At 66.8% G+C, this 26,265-nt stretch carries 13 protein-coding genes, 1 tRNA gene and 3 rRNA genes; 14 read left to right on the top strand and 3 right to left on the bottom strand.

Features of this window, described 5'->3' with window-relative positions; translation table 11 throughout:
• The first annotated feature begins 293 nt into the window (after positions 1 to 293).
• From NNW99_RS09080 to NNW99_RS09065, 4 genes are read left to right on the top strand one after another with little or no spacing between them, the layout of a single operon-like run.
• Complete coding sequence (locus tag NNW99_RS09080) at positions 294 to 2,510, top strand: polyribonucleotide nucleotidyltransferase (protein WP_215118195.1); 2,217 nt, start codon at positions 294 to 296, stop codon at positions 2,508 to 2,510.
• On the top strand, positions 2,507 to 3,886 hold the full coding sequence (locus NNW99_RS09075; RefSeq protein ID WP_215118194.1) for a pitrilysin family protein: 1,380 nt from the start codon (positions 2,507 to 2,509) through the stop codon (positions 3,884 to 3,886). Before NNW99_RS09080 ends, NNW99_RS09075 begins: the two co-directional genes overlap by 4 nt.
• Before the next feature lie 28 nt (positions 3,887 to 3,914).
• On the top strand, positions 3,915 to 4,667 hold the full coding sequence (gene dapB, locus NNW99_RS09070; protein WP_215118193.1) for a 4-hydroxy-tetrahydrodipicolinate reductase: 753 nt from the start codon (positions 3,915 to 3,917) through the stop codon (positions 4,665 to 4,667).
• 13 nt (positions 4,668 to 4,680) lie between these two features.
• On the top strand, positions 4,681 to 5,136 hold the full coding sequence (locus NNW99_RS09065) for a hypothetical protein (RefSeq protein WP_215118192.1): 456 nt from the start codon (positions 4,681 to 4,683) through the stop codon (positions 5,134 to 5,136).
• A 69-nt stretch (positions 5,137 to 5,205) separates the two neighbouring features.
• On the opposite strand, the gene NNW99_RS09060 is transcribed toward NNW99_RS09065, so the two are convergent.
• Positions 5,206 to 5,760, bottom strand: coding sequence for a hypothetical protein (locus NNW99_RS09060; protein ID WP_215118191.1), 555 nt, complete (start codon positions 5,758 to 5,760; stop codon positions 5,206 to 5,208).
• A 112-nt stretch (positions 5,761 to 5,872) separates the two neighbouring features.
• Complete coding sequence (locus tag NNW99_RS09055) at positions 5,873 to 6,112, bottom strand: hypothetical protein (protein ID WP_215124213.1); 240 nt, start codon at positions 6,110 to 6,112, stop codon at positions 5,873 to 5,875.
• A 176-nt stretch (positions 6,113 to 6,288) separates the two neighbouring features.
• Here NNW99_RS09055 and thyX point away from each other — a divergent pair, with 176 nt between their 5' ends.
• The 8 genes from thyX (at position 6,289) to NNW99_RS09015 (ending at position 16,577) form a co-directional block, all read left to right on the top strand.
• Positions 6,289 to 7,029: an FAD-dependent thymidylate synthase gene (thyX, locus tag NNW99_RS09050; protein ID WP_215118190.1), complete on the top strand. Its 741-nt coding sequence runs from the start codon at positions 6,289 to 6,291 to the stop codon at positions 7,027 to 7,029.
• 211 nt (positions 7,030 to 7,240) lie between these two features.
• Positions 7,241 to 8,140: a 4-hydroxy-tetrahydrodipicolinate synthase gene (dapA, locus tag NNW99_RS09045; RefSeq protein ID WP_215118189.1), complete on the top strand. Its 900-nt coding sequence runs from the start codon at positions 7,241 to 7,243 to the stop codon at positions 8,138 to 8,140.
• Between the two features lie 156 nt (positions 8,141 to 8,296).
• The gene (locus NNW99_RS09040) at positions 8,297 to 9,982 is read left to right on the top strand and encodes a ribonuclease J (RefSeq protein ID WP_215118188.1); all 1,686 of its coding nucleotides are present in this window, start codon (positions 8,297 to 8,299) and stop codon (positions 9,980 to 9,982) included.
• A gap of 502 nt (positions 9,983 to 10,484) precedes the next feature.
• Positions 10,485 to 12,009, top strand: a 16S ribosomal RNA gene (locus NNW99_RS09035).
• Between the two features lie 313 nt (positions 12,010 to 12,322).
• Positions 12,323 to 15,443, top strand: a 23S ribosomal RNA gene (locus NNW99_RS09030).
• Between the two features lie 92 nt (positions 15,444 to 15,535).
• A 5S ribosomal RNA gene (gene rrf / locus NNW99_RS09025) occupies positions 15,536 to 15,652 on the top strand.
• Together the 16S, 23S and 5S rRNA genes form the textbook arrangement of a ribosomal RNA operon.
• Positions 15,653 to 15,766: 114 nt before the next feature.
• The gene (locus NNW99_RS09020) at positions 15,767 to 16,429 is read left to right on the top strand and encodes a DegT/DnrJ/EryC1/StrS family aminotransferase (protein WP_215124212.1); all 663 of its coding nucleotides are present in this window, start codon (positions 15,767 to 15,769) and stop codon (positions 16,427 to 16,429) included.
• A 72-nt stretch (positions 16,430 to 16,501) separates the two neighbouring features.
• Positions 16,502 to 16,577, top strand: a tRNA-Thr gene (locus NNW99_RS09015).
• A 43-nt stretch (positions 16,578 to 16,620) separates the two neighbouring features.
• On the opposite strand, the gene NNW99_RS09010 is transcribed toward NNW99_RS09015, so the two are convergent.
• Positions 16,621 to 19,374, bottom strand: a complete 2,754-nt coding sequence (locus NNW99_RS09010) for a SpoIIE family protein phosphatase (protein WP_215118187.1) — start codon at positions 19,372 to 19,374, stop codon at positions 16,621 to 16,623.
• 378 nt (positions 19,375 to 19,752) lie between these two features.
• On the opposite strand from NNW99_RS09010, the gene NNW99_RS09005 reads away from it, so the two are divergent.
• Entirely contained in the window at positions 19,753 to 25,245 is a 5,493-nt protein-coding gene (locus tag NNW99_RS09005; RefSeq protein WP_215118186.1) for a HAMP domain-containing protein, read from the top strand.
• A 307-nt stretch (positions 25,246 to 25,552) separates the two neighbouring features.
• Positions 25,553 to 26,233, top strand: a complete 681-nt coding sequence (locus NNW99_RS09000; RefSeq protein WP_215118185.1) for a two-component system response regulator — start codon at positions 25,553 to 25,555, stop codon at positions 26,231 to 26,233.
• Positions 26,234 to 26,265: the final 32 nt, after the last annotated feature.

Raw genomic sequence — 26,265 nt, 5'->3', positions numbered from 1 at the left:
CGTCGTGAGGGGAGCGGTTCCCGGGGAAAGGGGACCGCTCCCTTTGCTGTACGTGCGGAGTGTCACCACCGCTTTGTAGTGTGGTAGCACAACGCATGTCGTACGACACAGGACGTACGACACAGAACGAGGAGAAGCGCACCTAGCCGCCGCCGGTCCTCGGTAGTGGCCCCCGGGGGAATGCGAGCCCCGGGTGCTTCGATCGAAGACCGGCCCGCACAGCCCGGCGCGCTCTCCGCAACCGTCTCCCTGCCACACGGGCAGCAGGAGACGAAGACGAGGAGATAACGCTAGTGGAGAACGAGACCCACTACGCCGAGGCCGTCATCGACAATGGCGCCTTCGGCACCCGCACCATCCGCTTCGAGACGGGCCGCCTGGCCAAGCAGGCCGCCGGCTCCGCCGTGGCGTACCTGGACGACGACACCATGGTGCTGTCGGCCACCACCGCCTCCAAGAACCCCAAGGACCAGCTCGACTTCTTCCCCCTGACGGTGGACGTCGAGGAGCGGATGTACGCCGCCGGCAAGATCCCCGGCAGCTTCTTCCGCCGTGAGGGCCGTCCCTCCGAGGACGCCATCCTCACCTGCCGCCTGATCGACCGCCCGCTGCGCCCGTCCTTCAAGAAGGGCCTGCGCAACGAGATCCAGGTCGTCGCCACGATCATGGCGCTCAACCCCGACCACCTGTACGACGTCGTGGCGATCAACGCCGCCTCCGCGTCCACGCAGCTGGCCGGCCTGCCCTTCTCCGGCCCGATCGGCGGCGTCCGCGTCGCGCTGATCCGCGGCCAGTGGGTGGCCTTCCCGACGCACACCGAGCTCGAGGACGCCGCCTTCGACATGGTCGTCGCCGGCCGTGTCCTGGAGGACGGCGACGTCGCGATCATGATGGTCGAGGCCGAGGCCACCGACAAGACCATCAAGCTGGTCGAGGGCGGCGTCGAGGCGCCGACCGAGGAGGTCGTCGCCGCCGGTCTGGACGCCGCGAAGCCCTTCATCAAGGTCCTCTGCAAGGCCCAGTCGGACCTCGCCGCCAAGGCCGCCAAGCCGACCGGCGAGTTCCCGATCTTCCTGGACTACCAGGACGACGTCCTCGAGGCGCTCACCGCCGCCGTCCGCCCGGAGCTCGCCTCCGCGCTGACCATCGCCGGCAAGCAGGAGCGCGAGTCCGAGCTGGACCGCGTCAAGGCGCTCGCCGCCGAGAAGCTCCTGCCGGAGTTCGAGGGCCGCGAGAAGGAGATCTCCGCCGCGTACCGCTCGCTGACCAAGACCCTGGTCCGTGAGCGCGTCATCAAGGAGAAGAAGCGCATCGACGGCCGCGGTGTCACCGACATCCGCACCCTGGCCGCCGAGGTCGAGGCCATCCCGCGCGTCCACGGCTCCGCCGTGTTCGAGCGTGGCGAGACCCAGATCCTGGGTGTCACGACGCTGAACATGCTCCGCATGGAGCAGCAGCTCGACACGCTGTCGCCGGTGACGCGCAAGCGCTACATGCACAACTACAACTTCCCGCCGTACTCCACCGGCGAGACCGGCCGCGTCGGCTCCCCGAAGCGCCGCGAGATCGGCCACGGCGCCCTCGCCGAGCGCGCCCTGGTGCCGGTCCTGCCGACGCGCGAGGAGTTCCCCTACGCGATCCGCCAGGTCTCCGAGGCGCTGAGCTCCAACGGCTCGACGTCCATGGGCTCGGTCTGCGCCTCCACCATGTCGCTGCTGAACGCCGGTGTGCCCCTGAAGGCCCCGGTCGCCGGTATCGCCATGGGCCTGATCTCCCAGGAGATCGAGGGCGAGACGCACTACGTCACCCTCACCGACATCCTCGGTGCGGAGGACGCCTTCGGCGACATGGACTTCAAGGTCGCCGGCACGAAGGACTTCGTGACCGCCCTCCAGCTCGACACCAAGCTGGACGGCATCCCGGCCTCCGTCCTGGCCGCCGCTCTCAAGCAGGCCCGTGACGCCCGCCTCCACATCCTCGACGTGATGATGGAAGCGATCGACACGCCGGACGAGATGTCCCCGAACGCCCCGCGGATCATCACCGTCAAGATCCCCGTGGACAAGATCGGTGAGGTCATCGGCCCCAAGGGCAAGATGATCAACCAGATCCAGGAGGACACCGGCGCCGAGATCACCATCGAGGACGACGGCACCATCTACATCGGTGCCGCCGACGGCCCCTCCGCGGAGGCCGCTCGTACGACGATCAACGGCATCGCCAACCCGACCATGCCGGAGGTCGGCGAGCGCTACCTGGGCACGGTCGTGAAGACGACCACCTTCGGCGCGTTCGTGTCGCTGCTCCCGGGCAAGGACGGTCTGCTGCACATCTCGCAGATCCGCAAGCTCGCCGGCGGCAAGCGCGTGGAGAACGTCGAGGACGTCCTCGGTGTGGGCCAGAAGGTCCAGGTCGAGATCGCCGAGATCGACTCCCGCGGCAAGCTCTCCCTGATCCCGGTCATCGAGGGCGAAGAGAACGATGAGACGAAGGACGACACCGACAAGTGACGTCGAGTAGCTCCAAGGCGACGGCCCGCACCTCCTCGGAGGCGCGGGCCGTCGCCCGTACCCAAACCCTGATCAAGGGCACCAGCGGCATCGGCACGGTCCGCAAGACCACCCTCCCGGGCGGCCTGCGCATCGTCACCGAGACCCTGCCCTCGGTCCGCTCCGCCACCTTCGGCATCTGGGCACACGTCGGCTCCCGCGACGAGACCCCCGCTCTGAACGGCGCCACGCACTACCTGGAGCACCTGCTCTTCAAGGGCACCGACCGCAGGTCCGCCCTGGACATCTCCGCCGCGATCGACGCGGTCGGCGGCGAGATGAACGCGTTCACGGCGAAGGAGTACACGTGCTACTACGCGCGTGTCCTCGACACCGACCTGCCGCTCGCCATCGACGTCGTCTGCGACATGCTCACGGGCTCCCGGATCCTCGAGGAGGACGTCGACGTCGAGCGGGGCGCGATCCTCGAAGAGATCGCCATGACCGAGGACGACCCGGGCGACTGCGTGCACGACCTTTTCGCGCACACGATGTTCGGCGACAACCCCCTCGGCCGCCCGGTCCTCGGCACGGTCGACACGGTCAACGCCCTCACCGCCGACCGCATCCGCCGCTTCTACAAGAAGCACTACGACCCGACCCACCTCGTGGTCGCCTGCGCGGGCAACGTCGACCACGCCAAGGTCGTACGACAGGTCCGCGCCGCCTTCGAGAAGGCCGGAGCCTTCCGGGAACCGAGCGCCGAGCCCGTCGCCCCGCGCAGCGGCCGGCGCGCCCTGCGCACCGCGGGCCGCCTGGAGCTGATCGACCGCAAGACCGAGCAGGCCCACGTCGTGCTCGGCATGCCGGGCCTGGCCCGCACGGACGAGCGCCGCTGGGCCCTGGGCGTGCTCAACACCGCGCTCGGCGGCGGCATGTCGTCCCGCCTCTTCCAGGAGGTGCGCGAGAAGCGCGGCCTGGCCTACAGCGTGTACTCGTACACCTCCGGCTTCGCCGACTGCGGCCTCTTCGGCGTGTACGCCGGCTGCCGCCCCTCCCAGGTGCACGACGTGCTGAAGATCTGCCGCGACGAACTCGACCAGGTCGCCGAGCACGGCCTGTCCGACGACGAGATCGGGCGCGCCATCGGCCAGCTCCGGGGCTCCACGGTCCTCGGCCTGGAGGACACCGGCGCGCTGATGAACCGTATCGGCAAGAGCGAGCTGTGCTGGGGCGAGCAGATGTCCGTCGACGACCTGCTGGCCCGGATCACGTCGGTCACCCCGGACGACGTCCGCTCGGTCGCCCGCGAGATCCTGGGACGGCGGCCTTCCCTGTCGGTCATCGGCCCGCTGAAGGACAAACAGGCGGCCCGCCTGCACGACGCCGTCGCCTGACAACCCCCTGGTGAAGGAAGCACAAGAGATGAGCAAGCTGCGCGTGGCGGTCCTCGGCGCCAAGGGCCGGATCGGCTCGGAAGCCGTCCGGGCCGTCGAGGCCGCCGAGGACATGGAACTGGTCGCCGCCCTGAGCCGGGGCGACAAGCTGGAGACGCTGGCCGAGACCGGCGCCCAGGTCGTGGTCGAACTGACCACGCCCGACTCGGTCATGGCCAACCTCGACTACTGCGTGAGCCACGGCATCCACGCGGTCGTCGGCACCACCGGCTGGACCGACGAGCGCCTCGCGCAGCTCAACAGCTGGCTGGCGAAGTCCCCGTCGACCGGCGTGCTCATCGCGCCGAACTTCTCCATCGGCGCCGTCCTGACCATGAAGTTCGCGCAGCTCGCCGCCCCGTACTTCGAGTCCGTCGAGGTCGTCGAGCTGCACCACCCGAACAAGGTGGACGCCCCCTCCGGCACCGCCACGCGCACCGCCCAGCTCATCGCCGAGGCCCGCCGCACCGCCGGCACCGCCCCGGCCCCCGACGCCACGACCACCGCCCTGGACGGCGCCCGCGGCGCCGACGTCGACGGCGTCCCGGTGCACGCCGTCCGGCTGCGCGGTCTGCTGGCCCACCAGGAGGTCCTGCTCGGCGCCGAGGGCGAGACCCTGACGGTCCGGCACGACTCGCTCCACCACAGCAGCTTCATGCCGGGCATCCTGCTCGGCGCCCGCCGCGTGGGGAGTGTTCCCGGCCTGACCTTCGGCCTGGAACACTTCCTGGACCTGAGCTGAGCCCCTGACCGTCATGCGCGCGAAGCTCACCTACGCCCTCACGGCCGCCGTCCTGGTCGTCTACTTCGTCCTGGTCGGCAGCCGCGGCGTCCTGCTCATCGAGACCGGCACGCCCCTCACCGTGACCTTCGGCGTCGCGGTGCTGATCCTGCCGGTCATCGGTCTGTGGTTCCTGTGGAAGAACACCCAGTTCGTCCGCAGGGCCAACCAGCTCGCCGCCGAACTCGACGCCGAGGGCGGTCTGCCGGTCGACGAACTGAAGCGCACCCCCAGCGGGCGCATCGACCGGGACTCGGCCGACGAGGTCTTCGCCCGGCGCAAGGCCGAGACGGAGGCCGCGCCCGGCGACTGGCGCACCTGGTTCCGCCTTGCCGTCGCCTACCACGACGCCCGCGACACCCCGCGCGCCCGCAAGGCGATGCAACGCGCGATCGCCCTGCACGACGGCAGGCGGCCCGAAGCCGCCTGAGCCGCACGCACACATGCCGGCGGGGCCGGACCGAGAACGGTCCGGCCCCGCCGGCATGTCATCAGGACGTCAGCGCGGGCCGTACTCGTCGGCCCACGCCTGCACCGCGTCGGCCGCCCGCCCGAAGGCCTCCGTGCGGCCCAGGAAGTCCGCGTTGTGCGTCGTCAGCAGCGGCGGCACACCGTCCGCGGCCTGTCCCCGCCGGACGAGCAGCAGCGCCTGGCCCTGCAGGGTCCGGGGGAGCCCCAGCCAGCGCACCGGCTGCTGCACCGTGCGCACCGAGACGACCTGCGCCCAGGGCGCCGTACGCGTCGTGAGGAAACCCACGTGCCGCAGCCCGCGCGCGCTCACCCACACGCCCATGCGCAGCAGCCGCAGCGCACCGGCGATGACGAGCAGCGCGAGAGCGAACACCAGCCCGGCCGAGGCCGGTTCGGCCGTCGCCGCGATGATGACCGCCGCGAACAGCACGAACGAGGCGAGCAGCAGCGCCAGCGCCGCCGCCCCCACCCGCCACGGCCCGGGGCGGTACGGCCGCCGCCAGGTGTCACGGTCCTCGTGCGGCAGCGGAACGTCGTCCGCCGCCTCGAAAACGCGGTCGGCCGTCAGGAAGGGCAGGGGCACGGCTGGTCCTCACTCGATCCATGCGTGGGCTGTGCCCGGTGAGGCTACCGATCTGTTTCCGCGGTCACCACCGCCAGGGGGCCGGATGGAGTCACCACCGGCCCGCGGTCGCTCAGTGGTCCTGGGACGCCTGCGACTGCTGCGGATGCGAATCCGGGCGATCGGAGGACAGCGCGGGTGTCCCGACGACCAGGGAACCCACGAGCCCCGCCACGATGGTCAGGCCCATCAGCCAGCGCCCGGCCTGCTGGCTGACCGACAGCCGCTCACGCGGTGGGGGATTGATATTGCTGCGGAACCTGTCGGCCTCGGCGACGAAGGCAAACGGTACGGGTTCACGCCGACCGAACATCAGGGGTGCTTCTCCTTCGGAGGTGGGACGGATCACTTTCATCAGTAGAGACGAAAGAACTCCCTCAGAGGTGCCCTGTTTCACCGACTTCATTGCGGCACGCCACCGATCGCTCTGATTTCGTCGGGCCGTAGAGTGACGTCGCCACACGACGAGATGGGAAGGCCCTGCCAACCGTGACCGACACCCCCGCCGACGACCCCAAGCCCAGCTACCGCAGTGACGTCACCGTCGAGCTGGTCAAGCACACCGCGTCCGACGCGGACGTCCTCTTCGCCGCCCGCGTCTCGACCCTCGGCGAGCAGTCCCTGGAGGAGCTGGGCAAGGACCCCGAGCGTTCCAAGGGCCTGATCAACTACCTGATGCGGGACCGGCACGGCAGCCCCTTCGAGCACAACTCGATGACCTTCCTCATCAGTGCCCCGATCTTCGTCTTCCGCGAGTTCATGCGGCACCGCGTGGGCTGGTCGTACAACGAGGAGTCGGGCCGGTACCGGGAGCTCCAGTCGGTCTTCTACGTCCCCGACGAGTCCCGCAAGCTCGTCCAGGAGGGCCGCCCCGGCAAGTACGTCTTCGTCGAGGGCACCCAGGCCCAGCAGGAGCTGGTCGGCCGTGTGATGGAGGACTCCTACCGGCAGGCGTACGAGGCCTACCAGGAGATGCTCGCCGCCGGCGTCGCCCGCGAGGTCGCCCGCGCGGTCCTCCCGGTCGGCCTGTACTCCTCGATGTACGCCACCTGCAACGCCCGCTCGCTGATGCACTTCCTCGGCCTGCGCACCCAGCACGAGCTGGCCAAGGTCCCCTCCTTCCCGCAGCGCGAGATCGAGATGGTCGGCGAGAAGATGGAGGCCGAGTGGGCCCGGCTCATGCCGCTCACCTACGCCGCCTTCAACGCGAACGGACGCGTCGCGCCGTAACGCGGCCCGGTTCCCCGATCAGGCACAGATGTACGGTTCAGCCGTGCGAAGTGTCCGTATTGCGGCATTTCGAGAAGTTCACTTAGCCTGATCGAACGGGTCCGGCACTGCTTGAACCCCCGAGCAGGCAGTGCCGGGCTCCACCTTTGTCGCGACTTGTCGCCTGCCCCTAGGGCAGACCCGGTCCTGAGCAACGAGTAGCGTGTAACCCATGGCTCCGACCTCCACTCCGCAGACCCCCTTCGGGCGGGTCCTCACCGCCATGGTCACGCCCTTCACGGCGGACGGCGCACTCGACCTCGACGGCGCGCAGCGGCTCGCCACCCACCTGGTGGACGCAGGCAACGACGGCCTGGTCATCAACGGGACCACCGGCGAGTCCCCGACCACCAGCGACGCGGAGAAAGCGGATCTCGTACGGGCGGTCCTGGAAGCGGTCGGCGACCGCGCTTACGTCGTGGCCGGCGTCGGCACCAACGACACCCACCACAGCATCCAACTGGCCCGCGCGGCGGAGCGCACCGGCGCACACGGCCTGCTCGTCGTGACGCCGTACTACAACAAGCCCCCGCAAGAGGGCCTCTACCGGCACTTCACGGCCATCGCCGACGCCGCCGGCCTGCCGGTCATGCTCTACGACATCCCCGGCCGCAGCGGCGTCCCGATCAACACCGAGACGCTCGTCCGCCTCGCCGAGCACCCGCGCATCGTCGCCAACAAGGACGCCAAGGGCGACCTCGGCCGCGCGAGCTGGGCCATCGCCACCTCCGGCCTCGCCTGGTACTCCGGCGACGACATGCTGAACCTCCCGCTGCTCTCCGTCGGCGCCGTCGGCTTCGTCTCGGTCGTCGGCCACGTGGTCACCCCCGAGCTGCGCGCCCTGGTCGAGGCGTACACCTCCGGTGACGTCCAGAAGGCCACCGAGATCCACCAGAAGCTGCTCCCCGTCTACACGGGCATGTTCCGCACCCAGGGCGTGATGACGACCAAGGCGGCGCTCGCCCTGAAGGGCCTGCCCGCCGGGCCCCTGCGCGCCCCCATGGTCGAGTGCGCGCCCGAAGAGATCGAGCAACTCAAGATCGATCTTGCCGCCGGCGGGGTACAGCTCTGACATCAGACTTCGCGCGGGACCCCCGCGCGCGTGCTTCACAACTGAATAAGCGGGCCACCGGTGCCCGCGCACCCCACACAGACAACTGCATCTGCACGAACGTCATGCGCGCCACGTGCCCTACCGGTACGTGGCGCGTGTGGTGAGGAGAGTCTTTTGAGTCATCCGCATCCCGAACTCGGCCCGCCCCCGCCGCTCCCCGACGGCGGCCTGCGCGTCACCCCGCTCGGCGGTCTCGGTGAGATCGGCCGCAACATGACGGTCTTCGAATACGGCGGCCGCCTGCTGATCGTCGACTGCGGAGTGCTCTTCCCCGAGGAGGAGCAGCCCGGAATCGACCTGATCCTGCCGGACTTCTCGTCCATCAGGGACCGCCTCGACGACATCGAGGGCATCGTCCTCACGCACGGCCACGAGGACCACATCGGCGCCGTTCCCTTCCTCCTGCGCGAGAAGCCGGACATCCCGCTGATCGGCTCCAAGCTGACCCTCGCCCTCATCGAGGCCAAGCTCCAGGAGCACCGCATCCGTCCGTACACCCTCGAGGTGGCGGAAGGGCACCGCGAGCGCATCGGCCCCTTCGACTGCGAGTTCGTCGCGGTCAACCACTCCATCCCGGACGCGCTGGCCGTGGCCATCCGCACCCCGGCGGGCATGGTCGTCCACACGGGCGACTTCAAGATGGACCAGCTCCCGCTGGACAACCGTCTGACGGACCTGCACGCGTTCGCACGTCTGAGCGAGGAAGGGATCGACCTCCTCCTCTCCGACTCGACGAACGCCGAGGTCCCGGGGTTCGTCCCGCCCGAGCGGGACATCTCCAACGTCCTGCACCAGGTCTTCGGGAACGCCCGCAAGCGGATCATCGTGGCGAGCTTTGCCAGCCACATCCACCGCATCCAGCAGATCCTGGACGCGGCCAACGAATACGGCCGCAGGGTCGCCTTCGTCGGCCGCTCGATGGTCCGCAACATGGGCATCGCGCGGGACCTGGGCTATCTGAAGGTCCCGCCGGGCCTGGTGGTCGACGTCAAGACGCTCGACGACCTTCCCGACCGCGAGGTGGTCCTGGTCTGCACGGGCTCCCAGGGCGAACCGATGGCGGCCCTGTCCCGCATGGCCAACAGGGACCACCAGATCCGGATCGTCCAGGGCGACACGGTGATCCTGGCGTCGTCCCTGATCCCCGGCAACGAGAACGCGGTCTACCGCGTGATCAACGGCCTCACCCGCTGGGGCGCCAACGTGGTCCACAAGGGCAACGCCAAGGTCCACGTCTCCGGCCACGCGTCCGCGGGCGAGCTGCTGTACTTCTACAACATCTGCCGCCCGAAGAACCTGATGCCGGTGCACGGCGAATGGCGCCACCTGCGCGCCAACGCCGAACTGGGCGCCCTGACCGGCGTCCCGCACGACCGCATCGTCATCGCCGAGGACGGCGTGGTCGTCGACCTCATCGAGGGCAAGGCGAAGATCTCCGGCAAGGTCCAGGCGGGCTATGTCTACGTCGACGGCCTCTCCGTCGGGGACGTGGGCGAGCCGGCCCTCAAGGACCGCAAGATCCTCGGCGACGAGGGCATCATCTCGGTCTTCGTGGTCATCGACTCCTCCACCGGGAAGATCACCGGCGGCCCGCACATCCAGGCCCGCGGTTCCGGCATCGAGGACTCGGCCTTCGGCGACGTGGCCCCCCGGATCACGGAGGTGCTCGAACGCTCCGCCCAGGACGGCGTGGTCGAACCCCACCAGCTCCAGCAGCTCGTTCGCCGCACGCTGGGCAAGTGGGTCTCGGACAACTACCGGCGCCGGCCGATGATCCTGCCTGTGGTCGTGGACGTCTGACGGGCCGTCGGGCCCGAGCGGGCGCCAACTGGGAGCGGGGCTCCTCGATTTGCATCGAGGAGCCCCGCTCCAGTAGGTTTACAACTCCTCCCGACGGGGCACCCGGCCAACTCAGCGCCGGGGATCATGCTTCGGCCGAGGGAGGGGAAATCCGACTCAGGAACTTCTGATAAAGTCGGAACCGCCGGAAAGGGAAACGCGAAAGCGAGAACCTGGAAAGCACCGAGGAAATCGGATCGGAAAGATCTGATAGAGTCGGAAACGCAAGACCGAAGGGAAGCGCCCGGAGGAAAGCCTGAGAGGGTGAGTACAAAGGAAGCGACCGTTCCTTGAGAACTCAACAGCGTGCCAAAAGTCAACGCCAGATATGTTGATACCCCGTCTCCAGCATTCGCTGGGACGAGGTTCCTTTGAAAAAACACAGCGAGGACGCTGTGAACGGTCGGGCCTATTCCGCCTGACTGTTCCGCTCTCGTGGTGTCGACCGGATTACCGGTACACATTCACGGAGAGTTTGATCCTGGCTCAGGACGAACGCTGGCGGCGTGCTTAACACATGCAAGTCGAACGATGAAGCCCTTCGGGGTGGATTAGTGGCGAACGGGTGAGTAACACGTGGGCAATCTGCCCTTCACTCTGGGACAAGCCCTGGAAACGGGGTCTAATACCGGATAACATCTCCACTCTCCTGAGTGGAGGTTAAAAGCTCCGGCGGTGAAGGATGAGCCCGCGGCCTATCAGCTTGTTGGTGAGGTAATGGCTCACCAAGGCGACGACGGGTAGCCGGCCTGAGAGGGCGACCGGCCACACTGGGACTGAGACACGGCCCAGACTCCTACGGGAGGCAGCAGTGGGGAATATTGCACAATGGGCGAAAGCCTGATGCAGCGACGCCGCGTGAGGGATGACGGCCTTCGGGTTGTAAACCTCTTTCAGCAGGGAAGAAGCGAAAGTGACGGTACCTGCAGAAGAAGCGCCGGCTAACTACGTGCCAGCAGCCGCGGTAATACGTAGGGCGCGAGCGTTGTCCGGAATTATTGGGCGTAAAGAGCTCGTAGGCGGCTTGTCACGTCGGTTGTGAAAGCCCGGGGCTTAACCCCGGGTCTGCAGTCGATACGGGCAGGCTAGAGTTCGGTAGGGGAGATCGGAATTCCTGGTGTAGCGGTGAAATGCGCAGATATCAGGAGGAACACCGGTGGCGAAGGCGGATCTCTGGGCCGATACTGACGCTGAGGAGCGAAAGCGTGGGGAGCGAACAGGATTAGATACCCTGGTAGTCCACGCCGTAAACGGTGGGCACTAGGTGTGGGCAACATTCCACGTTGTCCGTGCCGCAGCTAACGCATTAAGTGCCCCGCCTGGGGAGTACGGCCGCAAGGCTAAAACTCAAAGGAATTGACGGGGGCCCGCACAAGCGGCGGAGCATGTGGCTTAATTCGACGCAACGCGAAGAACCTTACCAAGGCTTGACATACACCGGAAACGTCTGGAGACAGGCGCCCCCTTGTGGTCGGTGTACAGGTGGTGCATGGCTGTCGTCAGCTCGTGTCGTGAGATGTTGGGTTAAGTCCCGCAACGAGCGCAACCCTTGTCCCGTGTTGCCAGCAGGCCCTTGTGGTGCTGGGGACTCACGGGAGACCGCCGGGGTCAACTCGGAGGAAGGTGGGGACGACGTCAAGTCATCATGCCCCTTATGTCTTGGGCTGCACACGTGCTACAATGGCCGGTACAATGAGCTGCGATACCGCGAGGTGGAGCGAATCTCAAAAAGCCGGTCTCAGTTCGGATTGGGGTCTGCAACTCGACCCCATGAAGTCGGAGTCGCTAGTAATCGCAGATCAGCATTGCTGCGGTGAATACGTTCCCGGGCCTTGTACACACCGCCCGTCACGTCACGAAAGTCGGTAACACCCGAAGCCGGTGGCCCAACCCCTTGTGGGAGGGAGCTGTCGAAGGTGGGACTGGCGATTGGGACGAAGTCGTAACAAGGTAGCCGTACCGGAAGGTGCGGCTGGATCACCTCCTTTCTAAGGAGCACTTCTTACCGATCCCCTCGGGGTGAGGTCAGAGGCCAGTACATCAGCGAACGTCTGATGCTGGTTGCTCATGGGTGGAACGTTGACTATTCGGCCGGATTCTTGGGTCGGAGGCTGCTAGTACTGCTCCCTTTGGGGGCGTGGAACGCTGATCTTCGGACGGGAGCCGGCCGGGCACGCTGTTGGGTGTCTGAGGGAACGAACTTTTCCTCAGTCGCCGGCCCCAGTGAACTCACCTGGTAAGGGTGGGGTGATGGGTGGCTGGTCGTTGTTTGAGAACTGCACAGTGGACGCGAGCATCTGTGGCCAAGTTTTTAAGGGCGCACGGTGGATGCCTTGGCACCAGGAACCGATGAAGGACGTGGGAGGCCACGATAGTCCCCGGGGAGTCGTCAACCAGGCTTTGATCCGGGGGTTTCCGAATGGGGAAACCCGGCAGTCGTCATGGGCTGTCACCCGCTGCTGAACACATAGGCAGTGTGGAGGGAACGCGGGGAAGTGAAACATCTCAGTACCCGCAGGAAGAGAAAACAACCGTGATTCCGGGAGTAGTGGCGAGCGAAACCGGATGAGGCCAAACCGTATGCGTGTGAGACCCGGCAGGGGTTGCGTATACGGGGTTGTGGGATCTCTCTTCTGTCGTCTGCCGGCGACAGGACGAGTCAGAAACCGTTGATGTAGGCGAAGGACATGCGAAAGGTCCGGCGTAGAGGGTAAGACCCCCGTAGTCGAAACGTCAGCGGCTCGTTTGAGAGACACCCAAGTAGCACGGGGCCCGAGAAATCCCGTGTGAATCTGGCGGGACCACCCGCTAAGCCTAAATATTCCCTGGTGACCGATAGCGGATAGTACCGTGAGGGAATGGTGAAAAGTACCGCGGGAGCGGAGTGAAATAGTACCTGAAACCGTGTGCCTACAAGCCGTGGGAGCGTCGGATGGAAGCTTGCTTCCATCTCGTGACTGCGTGCCTTTTGAAGAATGAGCCTGCGAGTTTGCGGTGTGTTGCGAGGTTAACCCGGGTGGGGAAGCCGTAGCGAAAGCGAGTCCGAACAGGGCGATTCAGTAGCACGCTCAAGACCCGAAGCGGAGTGATCTAGCCATGGGCAGGTTGAAGCGGAGGTAAGACTTCGTGGAGGACCGAACCCACCAGGGTTGAAAACCTGGGGGATGACCTGTGGTTAGGGGTGAAAGGCCAATCAAACTCCGTGATAGCTGGTTCTCCCCGAAATGCATTTAGGTGCAGCGTCGTGTGTTTCTTGCCGGAGGTAGAGCACTGGATAGGCGATGGGCCCTACCGGGTTACTGACCTTAGCCAAACTCCGAATGCCGGTAAGTGAGAGCGCGGCAGTGAGACTGTGGGGGATAAGCTCCATGGTCGAGAGGGAAACAGCCCAGAGCATCGACTAAGGCCCCTAAGCGTACGCTAAGTGGGAAAGGATGTGGAGTCGCAGAGACAACCAGGAGGTTGGCTTAGAAGCAGCCACCCTTGAAAGAGTGCGTAATAGCTCACTGGTCTAGTGATTCCGCGCCGACAATGTAGCGGGGCTCAAGCGTACCGCCGAAGTCGTGTCATTGCAGCAATAAGCCCCAACGGGTGCTGTGATGGGTAGGGGAGCGTCGTCTGCCGGGTGAAGCAGCCGCGTAAGCGAGTTGTGGACGGTTGACGAGTGAGAATGCAGGCATGAGTAGCGATTCACACGTGAGAAACGTGTGCGCCGATTGACTAAGGGTTCCTGGGTCAAGCTGATCTGCCCAGGGTAAGTCGGGACCTAAGGCGAGGCCGACAGGCGTAGTCGATGGATAACCGGTTGATATTCCGGTACCCGCTGTGAAGCGTCAAACATCGAATCCAGTGATGCTAAGCCCGTGAAGCCGTTCCGGACCCTTCGGGGAAAGGAAAGTGGTGGAGCCGGTGACCCAAGTTGGTAGTAGGTGAGTGATGGGGTGACGCAGGAAGGTAGTCCATCCCGGGCGGTGGTTGTCCCGGGGTAAGGGTGTAGGCCGTGCGATAGGTAAATCCGTCGCACACAAGGCTGAGACCTGATGCCGAGCCGATTGTGGTGAAGTGGATGATCCTATGCTGTCGAGAAAAGCCTCTAGCGAGTTTCATGGCGGCCCGTACCCTAAACCGACTCAGGTGGTCAGGTAGAGAATACCGAGGCGTTCGGGTGAACTATGGTTAAGGAACTCGGCAAAATGCCCCCGTAACTTCGGGAGAAGGGGGGCCACATCCGGTGATGAGCTTCGCGCTCTGAGCTGGGGGTGGCCGCAGAGACCAGCGAGAAGCGACTGTTTACTAAAAACACAGGTCCGTGCGAAGCCGTAAGGCGATGTATACGGACTGACGCCTGCCCGGTGCTGGAACGTTAAGGGGACCGGTTAGTCACTCTTCGGGGTGGCGAAGCTGAGAACTTAAGCGCCAGTAAACGGCGGTGGTAACTATAACCATCCTAAGGTAGCGAAATTCCTTGTCGGGTAAGTTCCGACCTGCACGAATGGCGTAACGACTTCTCGACTGTCTCAACCATAGGCCCGGTGAAATTGCACTACGAGTAAAGATGCTCGTTTCGCGCAGCAGGACGGAAAGACCCCGGGACCTTTACTACAGTTTGATATTGGTGTTCGGTTCGGCTTGTGTAGGATAGCTGGGAGACTTTGAAACTCGCACGCCAGTGTGGGTGGAGTCGTCGTTGAAATACCAGTCTGGTCGTGCTGGATGTCTAACCTGGGTCCGTGATCCGGATCAGGGACAGTGTCTGATGGGTAGTTTAACTGGGGCGGTTGCCTCCTAAAGAGTAACGGAGGCGCCCAAAGGTTCCCTCAGCCTGGTTGGCAATCAGGTGTTGAGTGTAAGTGCACAAGGGAGCTTGACTGTGAGACCGACGGGTCGAGCAGGGACGAAAGTCGGGACTAGTGATCCGGCGGTGGCTTGTGGAAGCGCCGTCGCTCAACGGATAAAAGGTACCCCGGGGATAACAGGCTGATCTTCCCCAAGAGTCCATATCGACGGGATGGTTTGGCACCTCGATGTCGGCTCGTCGCATCCTGGGGCTGGAGTCGGTCCCAAGGGTTGGGCTGTTCGCCCATTAAAGCGGTACGCGAGCTGGGTTTAGAACGTCGTGAGACAGTTCGGTCCCTATCCGCTGTGCGCGTAGGAATATTGAGAAGGGCTGTCCCTAGTACGAGAGGACCGGGACGGACGAACCTCTGGTGTGCCAGTTGTTCTGCCAAGGGCATGGCTGGTTGGCTACGTTCGGGAGGGATAACCGCTGAAAGCATCTAAGCGGGAAGCCTGCTTCGAGATGAGTATTCCCACCTCCTTGAGAGGGTAAGGCTCCCAGTAGACGACTGGGTTGATAGGCCGGATATGGAAGCACGGTAACGTGTGGAGTTGACCGGTACTAATAGGCCGAGGGCTTGTCCTCAGTTGCTCGCGTCCACTGTGTTGGTTCTGAAACCACGAACAGCCCCATACCCAGGTCACGGTATGGTGCGGCAGTTTACAGTTTCATAGTGTTTCGGTGGTTTTAGCGTTAGGGAAACGCCCGGTTACATTCCGAACCCGGAAGCTAAGCCTTTCAGCGCCGATGGTACTGCAGGGGGGACCCTGTGGGAGAGTAGGACGCCGCCGAACAATCATTCAAAGGGCCGGTCCCGTAACTTTGGTTACGGGACCGGCCCTTTTTTGTTCCGCGTCACTTGAAGTTCACGTTGCGCGCTCAGCATCCAAAGCATGGGTACTGCTGCAATGCTCAGGGCCGCCGGAGTCGGACTCGGTGACGAGGTCGTCGTGCCGGCCTTCGGGAACGTCGAGGTCGCCGAGGCCGTTGCCATGGCCGGGGCGATGCCGGTGTTCGCCGACATAGATCCTGCCACCTACTGCCTCGACGCCGTCGCTGTGGAAGCGGCGGTAACTCCGCGCACCGCGGCCGTGGTTGTCGTGCACCGCTTCGGACGGCTCGCCGACCTCGCGCGGCTGCACACGCTGGGAGCGCGGCACGGACTGCTCGTGCTGGAACAAGGAGAGTCCGAGGCGCCGTACGACGAGATAGCGCAGCGCAGGGAGCGTGCCGGCTATCTCCACGCGAAGCTGAGGGGAGTGCGGACACCGGACGACGGTGACGGGCACACCTACCAGCAGTACGTCGTTCGGGTTCCGGGTAACGGGCGACCGGACCGGGATGCCTTCGCACGGGCCGTGCGGGCCAAGGGAGTTGAATGCCGGGTGCCGGTGAAGACCCCCGTGCATCGGCTGCCCGAATTCCGGCGGTGTGTTTCTCTCCCGGAGACGGAGCGAGCCGCCGACGAGACGCTCGCGCTGCCCGTCGACGCGACGTTGACCAAGCGGGACATGCAGCGCATAGTCTCCGCGTGCAACGCCCTCGGAGGGCTGCTGCAGCCCGCCTTCTGACGTGGTTGGGAGCACGGGTCTGTTCGGGGTATGATCTATTCCGTTGCCGCGCGGGAAACCGCAAGGCGACAGGCCCCTATAGCTCAGTCGGTAGAGCGTCTCCATGGTAAGGAGAAGGTCAGCGGTTCGATTCCGCTTGGGGGCTCCAGCAGAAAAGGCCCCACCCTAACGGGTGGGGCCTTTTCCCTGTCCTAGTCCTTGTGGAGGCCCGGGACGCGCATGGCCAGGATCGCCATGTCGTCGGACGGGGCGTCCGACGCGAAGCGTTCCACCGCGCGCATGATGCGGGCCGCGACCGCTCCGGCCGTCAGGCCCGTGCAGGTCGTGAGGACGTCGGCGAGGCCGTCGTCGCCCAGCATGCGGGCGCCTTCGCGGCGTTCGGTGACGCCGTCCGTGACGCACAGGAGGACATCGCCCGGGTCGAGGGTGACCGTCTGCTCGTAGAGCTCCAGGTCCTCGATGACGCCGAGGAGCGGCTGGGGTTCGGCCGCAGGTTCGACAGAGCCGTCCTGGCGCAGGCGCAGCGGGAGGGGGTGGCCGGCGCAGACGACCTTCAGCTCGGCGCTGCCGTCCTCCTGGGGCCGCATCTCGCCGTAGAGGAGGGTGAGGAAGCGGCTGCGGGCGCCCTCGTCGAGGATGGCGGAGTTGAGGCGCTCCAGGACCGCCGGGCCGCTGAGGCCCTCGCGGGCCAGGAGGCGCAGGGCGTGGCGGGCCAGGCCGGTGACCGCGGCGGCGTTCGGGCCCGTACCGCATACGTCGCCGATGGCGAAGCCGTAGGCGCCGTCGCTGATGGGGAAGACGTCGTAGAAGTCGCCGCCGACCTCGTTGCCCTCGCCCGCCGCGCGGTAGATGACCTCGACCTCGACGCCCGCGATCACCGGGAGCTCGGGGGGCAGGAGGCTGCGCTGGAGGGACTGGCTGATCGCCGTGCGCTCCGAGTAGAGGCGGGCGTTGTCCAGGGCCAGGGCGGCCCGGCGGGAGAGGTCCTCGGCGAGTTCCAGGATCTCCTGGCGGAAGTGCTCGTCGGTCGGCTTGCCGAGGGTCAGCATGCCGATGACGCGGTTGCGGGCGACCAGCGGCAGGACGACCGTCTCGCCGCCGACGGCGGAGGCCGTGGCGAGGGTCGGGCCGATGCCGGGGGTGACCTGGTGGGTGGGGCCGCCGCTGAGGCCGAGGCTGCGCATGGAGCTGCGCAGGGCCGCCTGGTGGGCCACCTCGCCGGGGGCCGTCCAGACGCGGGCGCCGGGGGTGGGGACCGGGTCGGGCGGGGGGACCTTCGACAGCAGGGACTTGATGCCGTCGATGAGTTCCTCGTCCTCGTGCAGGACGTACGAGAGGTACGGCTCGGAGGCCTGGTCGGCGATCGTGTAGACGGCGCACCAGGTGGCGAGGGTCGGGACCGTCATCTGGGCCATCAGGGCCAGGGTCTGGTCGCGGTCCAGGGTGCCGGCCAGCAGGTCGGACGCCTCGACCAGGAAGCTCAGGGAGCCGCGGCGCAGGCGTTCCAGTTCGCCGAGGCGGGCCGATTCGACGGCGAGGGCGATGCGGTCGGCGGCGAACTGGAGGCGCAGCGCCTCCTCGTTGGAGTATCTGCCGGGGGACTCGGCGGCGACACCGAGGGAGCCTGTGAGGCGGCCCTCCACCTTCAGGGGGACGGTGACGACCGAGCGCATGCCCGTGCTGTTCAGCAGGGGCACGGCTCCGGGGACCGCTGTCAGGTCGTCGTGGACGGCCGGCATACGGGCCGAGCCGTAGCGGCCGGGGCCCGCCTCGACGGGGACGCGGGCGAAGCGCTGGCGGGCGGAGGGCAGGCCCGTGGAGGCGCGGACCTCCAGTTCCGTCTCGTCGTCCGTGGCCAGCAGGAGGAAGGCAGAGTCGCCGTCGAGCATGTCGCGGGCGCGTTCCACCGTGCGCTGGAGGAGGCCGTCGAGGTCGTCCGGGGCGGGGGAGCCGATGAACACCTCGAAGGGGTCGGTGCTCTGGCCCTCGGAGGTGGTCGAGGTGTCCGAGGCGGGACCGCGCAGAGGCGTCTGCAGAACGGCCCTTTCGTGGTCCCTCACGAGGAGGCACACGGTTGACGGCTCGCCGCCGGTGTCGCGGACGCGCAGGTGGGAGGCGTAGACCGGGGTGACGCGGCCGGTGGCGGCACGGATGCCGTAACTGCCCTCCCAGCGGGAGAGTTGGAGCGCCTCGGCGATGCCCGTGCTGGTGCCCGGGGTGTGCGGCCAGGCCGCGAGGTCGGTCAGGGGCTTGCCGGTGACCTGCTCGGCGGGGTAGCCGAAGAGTTCCTCGGCGTCCTCGCTCCAGGCGCTGATGTGGCCGGTGCGGTCGATCTGGACGACGGCCACGCGGACCCGGCCGTCGGCCAGGGGGAGGAGGTCGGCGGGGAGGGCAGGACCGGCCGCTCGGGTGCCGACCGCGCGTGCGGGCAGGTCGAGTTGGAACCAGACGGTTTTGTGCGTGGGGGTGTACTCGACGCCCCAGCGGCCGGCGAGGGCGGCGCAGAGCTGGAGGCCGCGGCCGCCCTCGCGGTCGGGGCTGCCCATGTTGATGGCCGTGCCCTGGAGCGGGATCTCCCGCTCGGGGTACCGGTCGGCCACCTCGATGCGCACGCCCTCGTCGCTGCGCAGGCACAGCAGGTCGGCCGATGTGCCGGCGTGGACCACGGCGTTGGTCACCAGTTCGCTCGTGAGAACCACGGCGTCGTCGACGATGTCGGCGAAGCCCCAGCCCTGGAGGGTGTCGCGAACGAAGGAGCGGGCGCTCGCGACCGAGCGCCCGACGGGCTCGAAACTGGCGGCCGCGCGCGCGGTGATCACAGAACTCCTTGACCGGTTCTCGACGTGCTGGGCTGCGGGGCCGACCGGCTCGCGCCGCTGTTGCGGCAGGCTGCCCGTCGGCCGGGGGTCCGGGGGCTGTCCCCCCGGGATCAGTCCGGTGGTCATGTGTGCGGCCGCCCCTCCGATGCCCGCTCGTCTTCGTGCCACCGCCCAGGCCGGACGGACCGGCGCGGCTGGACAGCCGGATGCAAGGTTACTTACCTTCGCGGTCCATTCGGATGCCGGTCTGCAGTGTTTCCGTCCGGAGGGTGTGCGGACGATGTGCGAAGCTGCCGAACTGTTATGGCCTGGTTCGGCCAGGGTGAAACACTGGGCAAGCTTCTTGTGAAGGTCCGGGCAGGCTGAGTGCCCAGGGCGTACGGCGGGCAGCAGCCCTCTGGCAAGCGCCTGATATGCAGGGCAGAGAATACGCAGTAGTAACTGGTACGCCGAGCGCGGTACCCGAGCACAGCAGTGACGGTCGACCCCTGCGGGAGGGACACAGTGGAGTCTGGCGCAGCGACGCGTGGCACGAAGACGCGCGCGAAAGGCGGACAGTCCCCGAGCAACCAGGGCAAACAGTCCCCGGGTAACCAGGGCAAAACGCGCAATGGCACCACCGAGGTGGATACGGCGGCCCTGAACCGTCTGATGGCGGCCCTGGTGTCGATGCGGGACGGGAACTTCCGCAAGCGGCTCACGGTGTCCGGGGACGGCGTGATGGCCGAGATCGCGGCGGTCTTCAACGAGGTGGCCGACCGGAATCTGCATCTGACGGGCGAGGTGGCCCGGGTGCGGCGGATGGTGGGCCGTGAGGGCAAGCTGACCGAGCGGCTGGAGACCGGGGCCTGCGAGGGCTCCTGGTCGACGGCGATCGACAACTCGAACGCCCTGGTGGACGACCTGGTGCGGCCGGTTTCCGAGGTCAGCCGGGTGCTGTCCGCGGTGGCCGAGGGTGATCTGTCGCCGCGTATGGAGTTGCGGACGCAGGCCCCGGACGGGAACGGGCATCCGCTGCGCGGCGAGTTCCTGAAGGTCGGGCGGACGGTCAACAACCTGGTCGACCAGCTCTCGACGTTCACCGACGAGGTCACGCGTGTGGCCAGTGAGGTGGGCACCGAGGGCAAGCTGGGCGGGCAGGCACGTGTGCGTGGCATGTCGGGTTCGTGGCGGGATCTCACGGATTCCGTCAACACCATGGCGTACCGGCTGACGGCCCAGGTGAGGGACATCGCGCTGGTGACGACGGCGGTCGCCAAGGGTGATCTGTCCCGGAAGGTCACGGTCCAGGTGGCCGGCGAGATGCTGGAGCTGAAGAACACCGTCAACACGATGGTGGACCAGCTGTCGGCGTTCTCCTCCGAGGTGACCCGGGTGGCCCGTGAGGTGGGCACCGAGGGCGCGCTGGGCGGGCAGGCACAGGTGCCCGGGGTCGACGGTGTGTGGAAGGAACTCACCGATTCGGTGAACACCATGGCCGGGAACCTCACGGCCCAGGTGCGTGGGATCGCGGAGGTCACGACGGCGGTCGCCAACGGTGATCTGTCGCGGAAGGTGACCGTGCCGGCGCGCGGCGAGGTCGCGCAGCTGGCCGAGACGATCAACCAGATGACCGAGACGCTGCGGATCTTCGCGGACGAGGTCACGCGTGTGGCCAACGAGGTCGGAGCGGAGGGGCGGCTCGGCGGCCAGGCGAATGTGCCGGGTGCGGCGGGAACGTGGAAGGACCTCACCGATTCGGTGAACACGGTCTTCCGGAATCTGACCACGCAGGTGCGAGACATCGCCGCCGTGACGACGGCCGTCGCCAATGGTGATCTGTCGCAGAAGGTCACGGTCGACGTGGCCGGCGAGATGCTGGAGCTGAAGAACACCGTCAACACGATGGTCGATCAGCTGTCGGCCTTCGGTGCCGAAGTGACGCGTGTGGCACGTGAGATCGGTGTCGAGGGTGAGCTGGGCGGCCAGGCGCAGGTGCCGGGCGCGGCCGGTACGTGGAAGGACCTGACGGACTCCGTCAACACGGCGTTCAGGAATCTCACCGGACAGGTGAGGAACATCGCCCAGGTGACGACGGCGGTGGCCAACGGCGACCTCTCGCAGAAGGTCACGGTCGACGTCTCCGGCGAGATGCTCAAGCTGAAGAACACCGTGAACACGATGGTGGACCAGCTGTCGAGCTTCGCCGACCAGGTGACCCGGATGGCCAGGGACGTGGGCACGGAGGGCCGGCTCGGCGGTCAGGCCCGGGTGGACGGCGTGTCGGGCACGTGGAAGGAGCTCACGGACTCCGTCAACTCGATGGCCGGGAACCTGACCTCTCAGGTGCGCAACATCGCGCAGGTCACGACGGCCGTGGCGCGGGGCGACCTGTCGCAGAAGATCGACGTCGACGCGCGCGGGGAGATCCTCGAGCTGAAGAACACCATCAACACGATGGTCGACCAGCTCTCGGCCTTCGCCGACCAGGTGACCCGGGTCGCGCGTGAGGTGGGTACGGACGGCCGGCTGGGCGGTCAGGCGCAGGTGCCCGGCGTCGCCGGTGTGTGGCGCGACCTGACCGACTCCGTGAACGGCATGGCGTCCAACCTGACCGGCCAGGTGCGCAACATCGCGCAGGTGGCCACGGCGGTGGCCCGGGGTGACCTGTCGCAGAAGATCACCGTGGACGCGCGCGGGGAGATCCTCGAGCTGAAGAACACCCTGAACACGATGGTGGACCAGCTCTCCTCCTTCGCCGAAGAGGTCACGCGTGTGGCCCGCGAGGTGGGTACCGAGGGCATCCTGGGCGGTCAGGCCGAGGTGCAGGGTGTCTCCGGCACCTGGAAGGACCTCACCCAGTCCGTGAACGGCATGGCGAACAACCTGACCATCCAGGTGCGCAACATCGCCGAGGTCACGACCGCGGTCGCCCGGGGCGATCTGTCGAAGAAGATCACCGTCGACGCCAAGGGCGAGATCCTCGAGCTGGTCACCACCGTCAACACGATGGTGGACCAGCTCTCCTCCTTCGCCGAGCAGGTGACCCGGGTGGCCCGTGAGGTGGGCACCGAGGGCATCCTGGGCGGCCAGGCGCACGTGCCGGGTGTCACGGGCATCTGGAAGGACCTGAGTGACAACGTCAACCTGATGGCCAAGAACCTCACCACGCAGGTGCGGAACATCTCCCAGGTCTCGGCGGCGGTCGCCAACGGCGACCTGACACGGCAGGTCACCATCGAGGCGCGCGGTGAGGTCGCGCAGCTCGCCGACACCATCAACACGATGGTGAAGACCCTGAGTTCGTTCGCCGAGCAGGTCACCAAGGTGGCCCGCGAGGTGGGCACGGACGGCATCCTCGGCGGTCAGGCGCATGTGCCGGGTGTGGCCGGTACGTGGAAGGACCTGACCGAGTCCGTGAACGGCATGGCGTCCAACCTCACCGGCCAGGTGCGCAACATCGCCATGGTGACCACGGCCATCGCCAAGGGTGACCTGACGAAGAAGATCGACATCGACGCCCGCGGCGAGATCCTGGAGCTGAAGACGACCATCAACACGATGGTCGACCAGCTGTCGTCCTTCGCCGAGGAGGTCACGCGTGTGGCCCGCGAGGTGGGCACGGAAGGGCAGCTCGGCGGGCAGGCACGCGTGCGTGACGTCGACGGGACGTGGCGCGACCTGACCGAGTCCGTGAACGAGATGGCCGGGAACCTCACCCGGCAGGTGCGTGCCATCGCGCGCGTGGCGACCGCGGTGACCCGTGGCGACCTGAACCTGAAGATCGACGTGGACGCGTCCGGGGAGATCCAGGAGCTCCAGGACTACATCAACAAGATGATCGCCAACCTGCGCGACACCACGATCGCCAACAAGGAGCAGGACTGGCTCAAGGGCAACCTGGCCCGGATCTCGGCGCTGATGCAGGGCCGGCGCGACCTGGAGGACGTGGCCTCGCTGATCATGAGCGAGCTGACGCCGGTGGTGTCCGCGCAGCACGGCGCGTTCTTCCTGGCGATGCCGCTCGTCGACGGCGAGGACAAGAACCCCGCGGGCGACGACCAGTACGAGCTGCGCATGCTCGGCTCGTACGGCTACTCGATGGGCTCCATGCCGACGTCGTTCCAGCCCGGTGAGGCGCTCATCGGGACGGCCGCCACGGAAAAGCGCACGATCCTCGTGGAGAACGCGCCCAGCGGCTATCTGAGGATCTCCTCGGGGCTCGGCGAGGCACCGCCCGCGCAGGTGATCGTGCTGCCGGTGCTGTTCGAGGGCAAGGTGCTCGGGGTCATCGAGTTGGCCTCCTTCACTCCCTTTACGCAGATCCAGAAGGATTTCCTCAACCAGATCGCCGAGATGATCGCGACGAGCGTCAACACCATCTCGGTCAACACCAAGACCGAGCTGCTGCTGGCGCAGTCGCAGGAACTGACCGAGCAACTGCGCGAGCGGTCGGCGGAGTTGGAGCAGCGGCAGAAGGCCCTCCAGGCGTCCAACGCCGAGCTGGAGGAGAAGGCCGAGCTGCTGGCCCAGCAGAACCGCGACATCGAGGTGAAGAACACCGAGATCGAGGAGGCGCGGCAGGTCCTGGAGGAGCGCGCCGAGCAGCTCGCGGTGTCGATGCGCTACAAGAGCGAGTTCCTGGCGAACATGTCGCACGAGCTGCGTACGCCGCTCAACTCGCTGCTGATCCTGGCCAAGCTGCTCGCCGACAACGCCGAGGGGAACCTCTCCCCGAAGCAGGTCGAGTTCGCCGAGACCATCCACGGGGCCGGTTCCGACCTGCTCCAGCTCATCAACGACATCCTCGACCTGTCGAAGGTCGAGGCGGGCAAGATGGACGTCTCCCCGACGCGTATCGCGCTCGTACAGCTCGTGGACTACGTGGAGGCCACGTTCCGCCCGCTGACCGCGGAGAAGGGCCTGGACCTGTCGGTGCGGGTCTCGCCGGAGCTGCCCGCCACGCTGCACACCGACGAGCAGCGGCTGCTGCAGGTGCTGCGCAACCTGCTGTCGAATGCGGTGAAGTTCACCGATTCGGGGTCGGTGGAGCTGGTCATCAGGCCGGCGCGGGACGACGTGCCGCAGCGGATCCGGGAGCAGCTGCTGGAGACCGGGTCGCTGACCGACCCGGACGCCGAGCTGATCGCGTTCTCCGTGACGGACACCGGGATCGGTATCGCCTCCAGCAAGATGCGGGTGATCTTCGAGGCGTTCAAGCAGGCCGACGGCACGACCAGCCGCAAGTACGGCGGTACGGGCCTCGGGCTGTCCATCTCGCGGGAGATCGCCCAGCTGCTCGGCGGTGAGATTTACGCGCAGAGCGAGACGGGCCGTGGCTCGACCTTCACGCTGTATCTGCCGCTGCACCCCAGCGAACTGCCGCCGCAGGGCTACCAGCAGCAGCTTCCCGCCCTGGAGGCCGGTGACCTGATGTCGTCGCCCGACCTGTCGGAGCTGTCCGAGGTGGAGGTCGACACTCCGGCGGAGGTGAAGTCGTACCGGGACACGCAGAACGGACCGGCGGCCCTGTTCCGGCGGCGCCGCAGGATGCCCGAACTGGAGGCGCGTCCCGCGCCGCCGGAGCAGTGGGCGCCCTCCGAGCAGGAACTGGCGCCGAAGACGCAGCGCGGCATCCGATTCGGGGGCCAGAAGGTCCTCATCGTCGACGACGACATCCGCAACGTCTTCGCCCTGACCAGTGTCCTGGAGCAGCACGGCCTGTCCGTGCTGTACGCCGAGAACGGCCGTGAGGGCATCGAGGTGCTGGAGCAGCACGACGATGTGGCGGTCGTCCTGATGGACATCATGATGCCCGAGATGGACGGGTACGCGACGACCACGGCGATCCGCAGGATGCCGCAGTTCGCCGGGCTGCCGATCATCGCGCTGACGGCGAAGGCCATGAAGGGCGACCGGGAGAAGGCGATCGAGTCGGGTGCCTCCGACTACGTCACGAAGCCGGTCGACCCCGATCACCTGCTGACGGTGATGGATCAGTGGATGCGAGGGGAATGAGGGGAACGTCGGGGCGTCGCGCAACCGTGCGGGGAAGGTTCGGTGTTCACGCGGAGTTGCCGACTCGATGTGCGCATAGTCGTGTAGAAGTACAAGATCTGGGGAACCTTCTGGTCTCCTGCTGCGTTTCCGCTACGTGCACAGTGACATCACGGTGACAGGGTGTGGCGACAGGCAGGGTGCGGCTACGATGACCGGCACAAGGACGGGCGACGTAAGGGAGTCGTCCCCTGGGGCGGCACCGACCGGTGCGTCCCCAGGTCCTGCGGACAGGGGAGGCCCCACGCCGGGGCGAGGAGGGCGGGCCATGGTGCAGAAGGCCAAGATCCTCCTGGTCGATGACCGGCCGGAGAATCTGCTGGCGCTGGAGGCGATCCTCTCTGCGCTCGATCAGACGCTGGTGCGGGCATCGTCCGGGGAGGAAGCACTCAAAGCGCTGCTCACGGACGACTTCGCGGTCATTCTGCTGGACGTCCAGATGCCGGGCATGGACGGCTTCGAGACAGCGGCGCACATCAAACGGCGTGAGCGGACGCGGGACATCCCGATCATCTTCCTCACGGCGATCAACCACGGCCCGCACCACACCTTCCGGGGTTACGCGGCGGGCGCGGTCGACTACATCTCCAAGCCGTTCGACCCGTGGGTGCTGCGCGCGAAGGTCTCCGTCTTCGTCGAGCTGTACATGAAGAACTGCCAGCTGCGTGAGCAGGCGTCGCTGCTGCGGCTCCAGTTGGAGGGCGGCGACAAGAGCGCGGGCGGCGAGGCCAAGGAGTCGGCCGGGCTGCTCGCGGAGCTCTCGGCGCGGCTCGCGGCCGTCGAGGAACAGGCCGAGGCGCTGACCAAGCAGCTGAACGACGAGTCGACGGACGCGGCCGCGGTGGCCACGGCGGCTCATCTGGAGCGCAAGCTCACCGGGTTGCGGCGGGCGCTGGACGCCCTGGAGCCGGGCACCGGGAGCACGCCTTCGGTGTCCTCGCAGAACTGACGCGCGGGCGGGCGTGGTTGCCCGTCCATGAA

This window comes from Streptomyces sp. CRCS-T-1 (assembly GCF_024442335.1).
Lineage (GTDB): Bacteria > Actinomycetota > Actinomycetes > Streptomycetales > Streptomycetaceae > Streptomyces > Streptomyces koelreuteriae.
Note: the sequence above shows the minus strand (reverse complement) of the source record. Positions and strands in the feature narration are given on the sequence as shown.

What these genes read in the sequence shown, in the direction of transcription:
- dapB (WP_215118193.1), top strand. Translation starts at nt 3,915, where the DNA reads ATGAGCAAGCTGCGCGTGGCGGTCCTCGGCGCCAAGGGCCGGATCGGC.
- NNW99_RS09065 (WP_215118192.1), top strand. Translation starts at nt 4,681, where the DNA reads ATGCGCGCGAAGCTCACCTACGCCCTCACGGCCGCCGTCCTGGTCGTC.
- NNW99_RS09055 (WP_215124213.1), bottom strand. Translation starts at nt 6,112, where the DNA reads ATGTTCGGTCGGCGTGAACCCGTACCGTTTGCCTTCGTCGCCGAGGCC.
- dapA (WP_215118189.1), top strand. Translation starts at nt 7,241, where the DNA reads ATGGCTCCGACCTCCACTCCGCAGACCCCCTTCGGGCGGGTCCTCACC.
- NNW99_RS09020 (WP_215124212.1), top strand. Translation starts at nt 15,767, where the DNA reads ATGCTCAGGGCCGCCGGAGTCGGACTCGGTGACGAGGTCGTCGTGCCG.
- NNW99_RS09010 (WP_215118187.1), bottom strand. Translation starts at nt 19,374, where the DNA reads ATGACCACCGGACTGATCCCGGGGGGACAGCCCCCGGACCCCCGGCCG.
- NNW99_RS09000 (WP_215118185.1), top strand. Translation starts at nt 25,553, where the DNA reads ATGGTGCAGAAGGCCAAGATCCTCCTGGTCGATGACCGGCCGGAGAAT.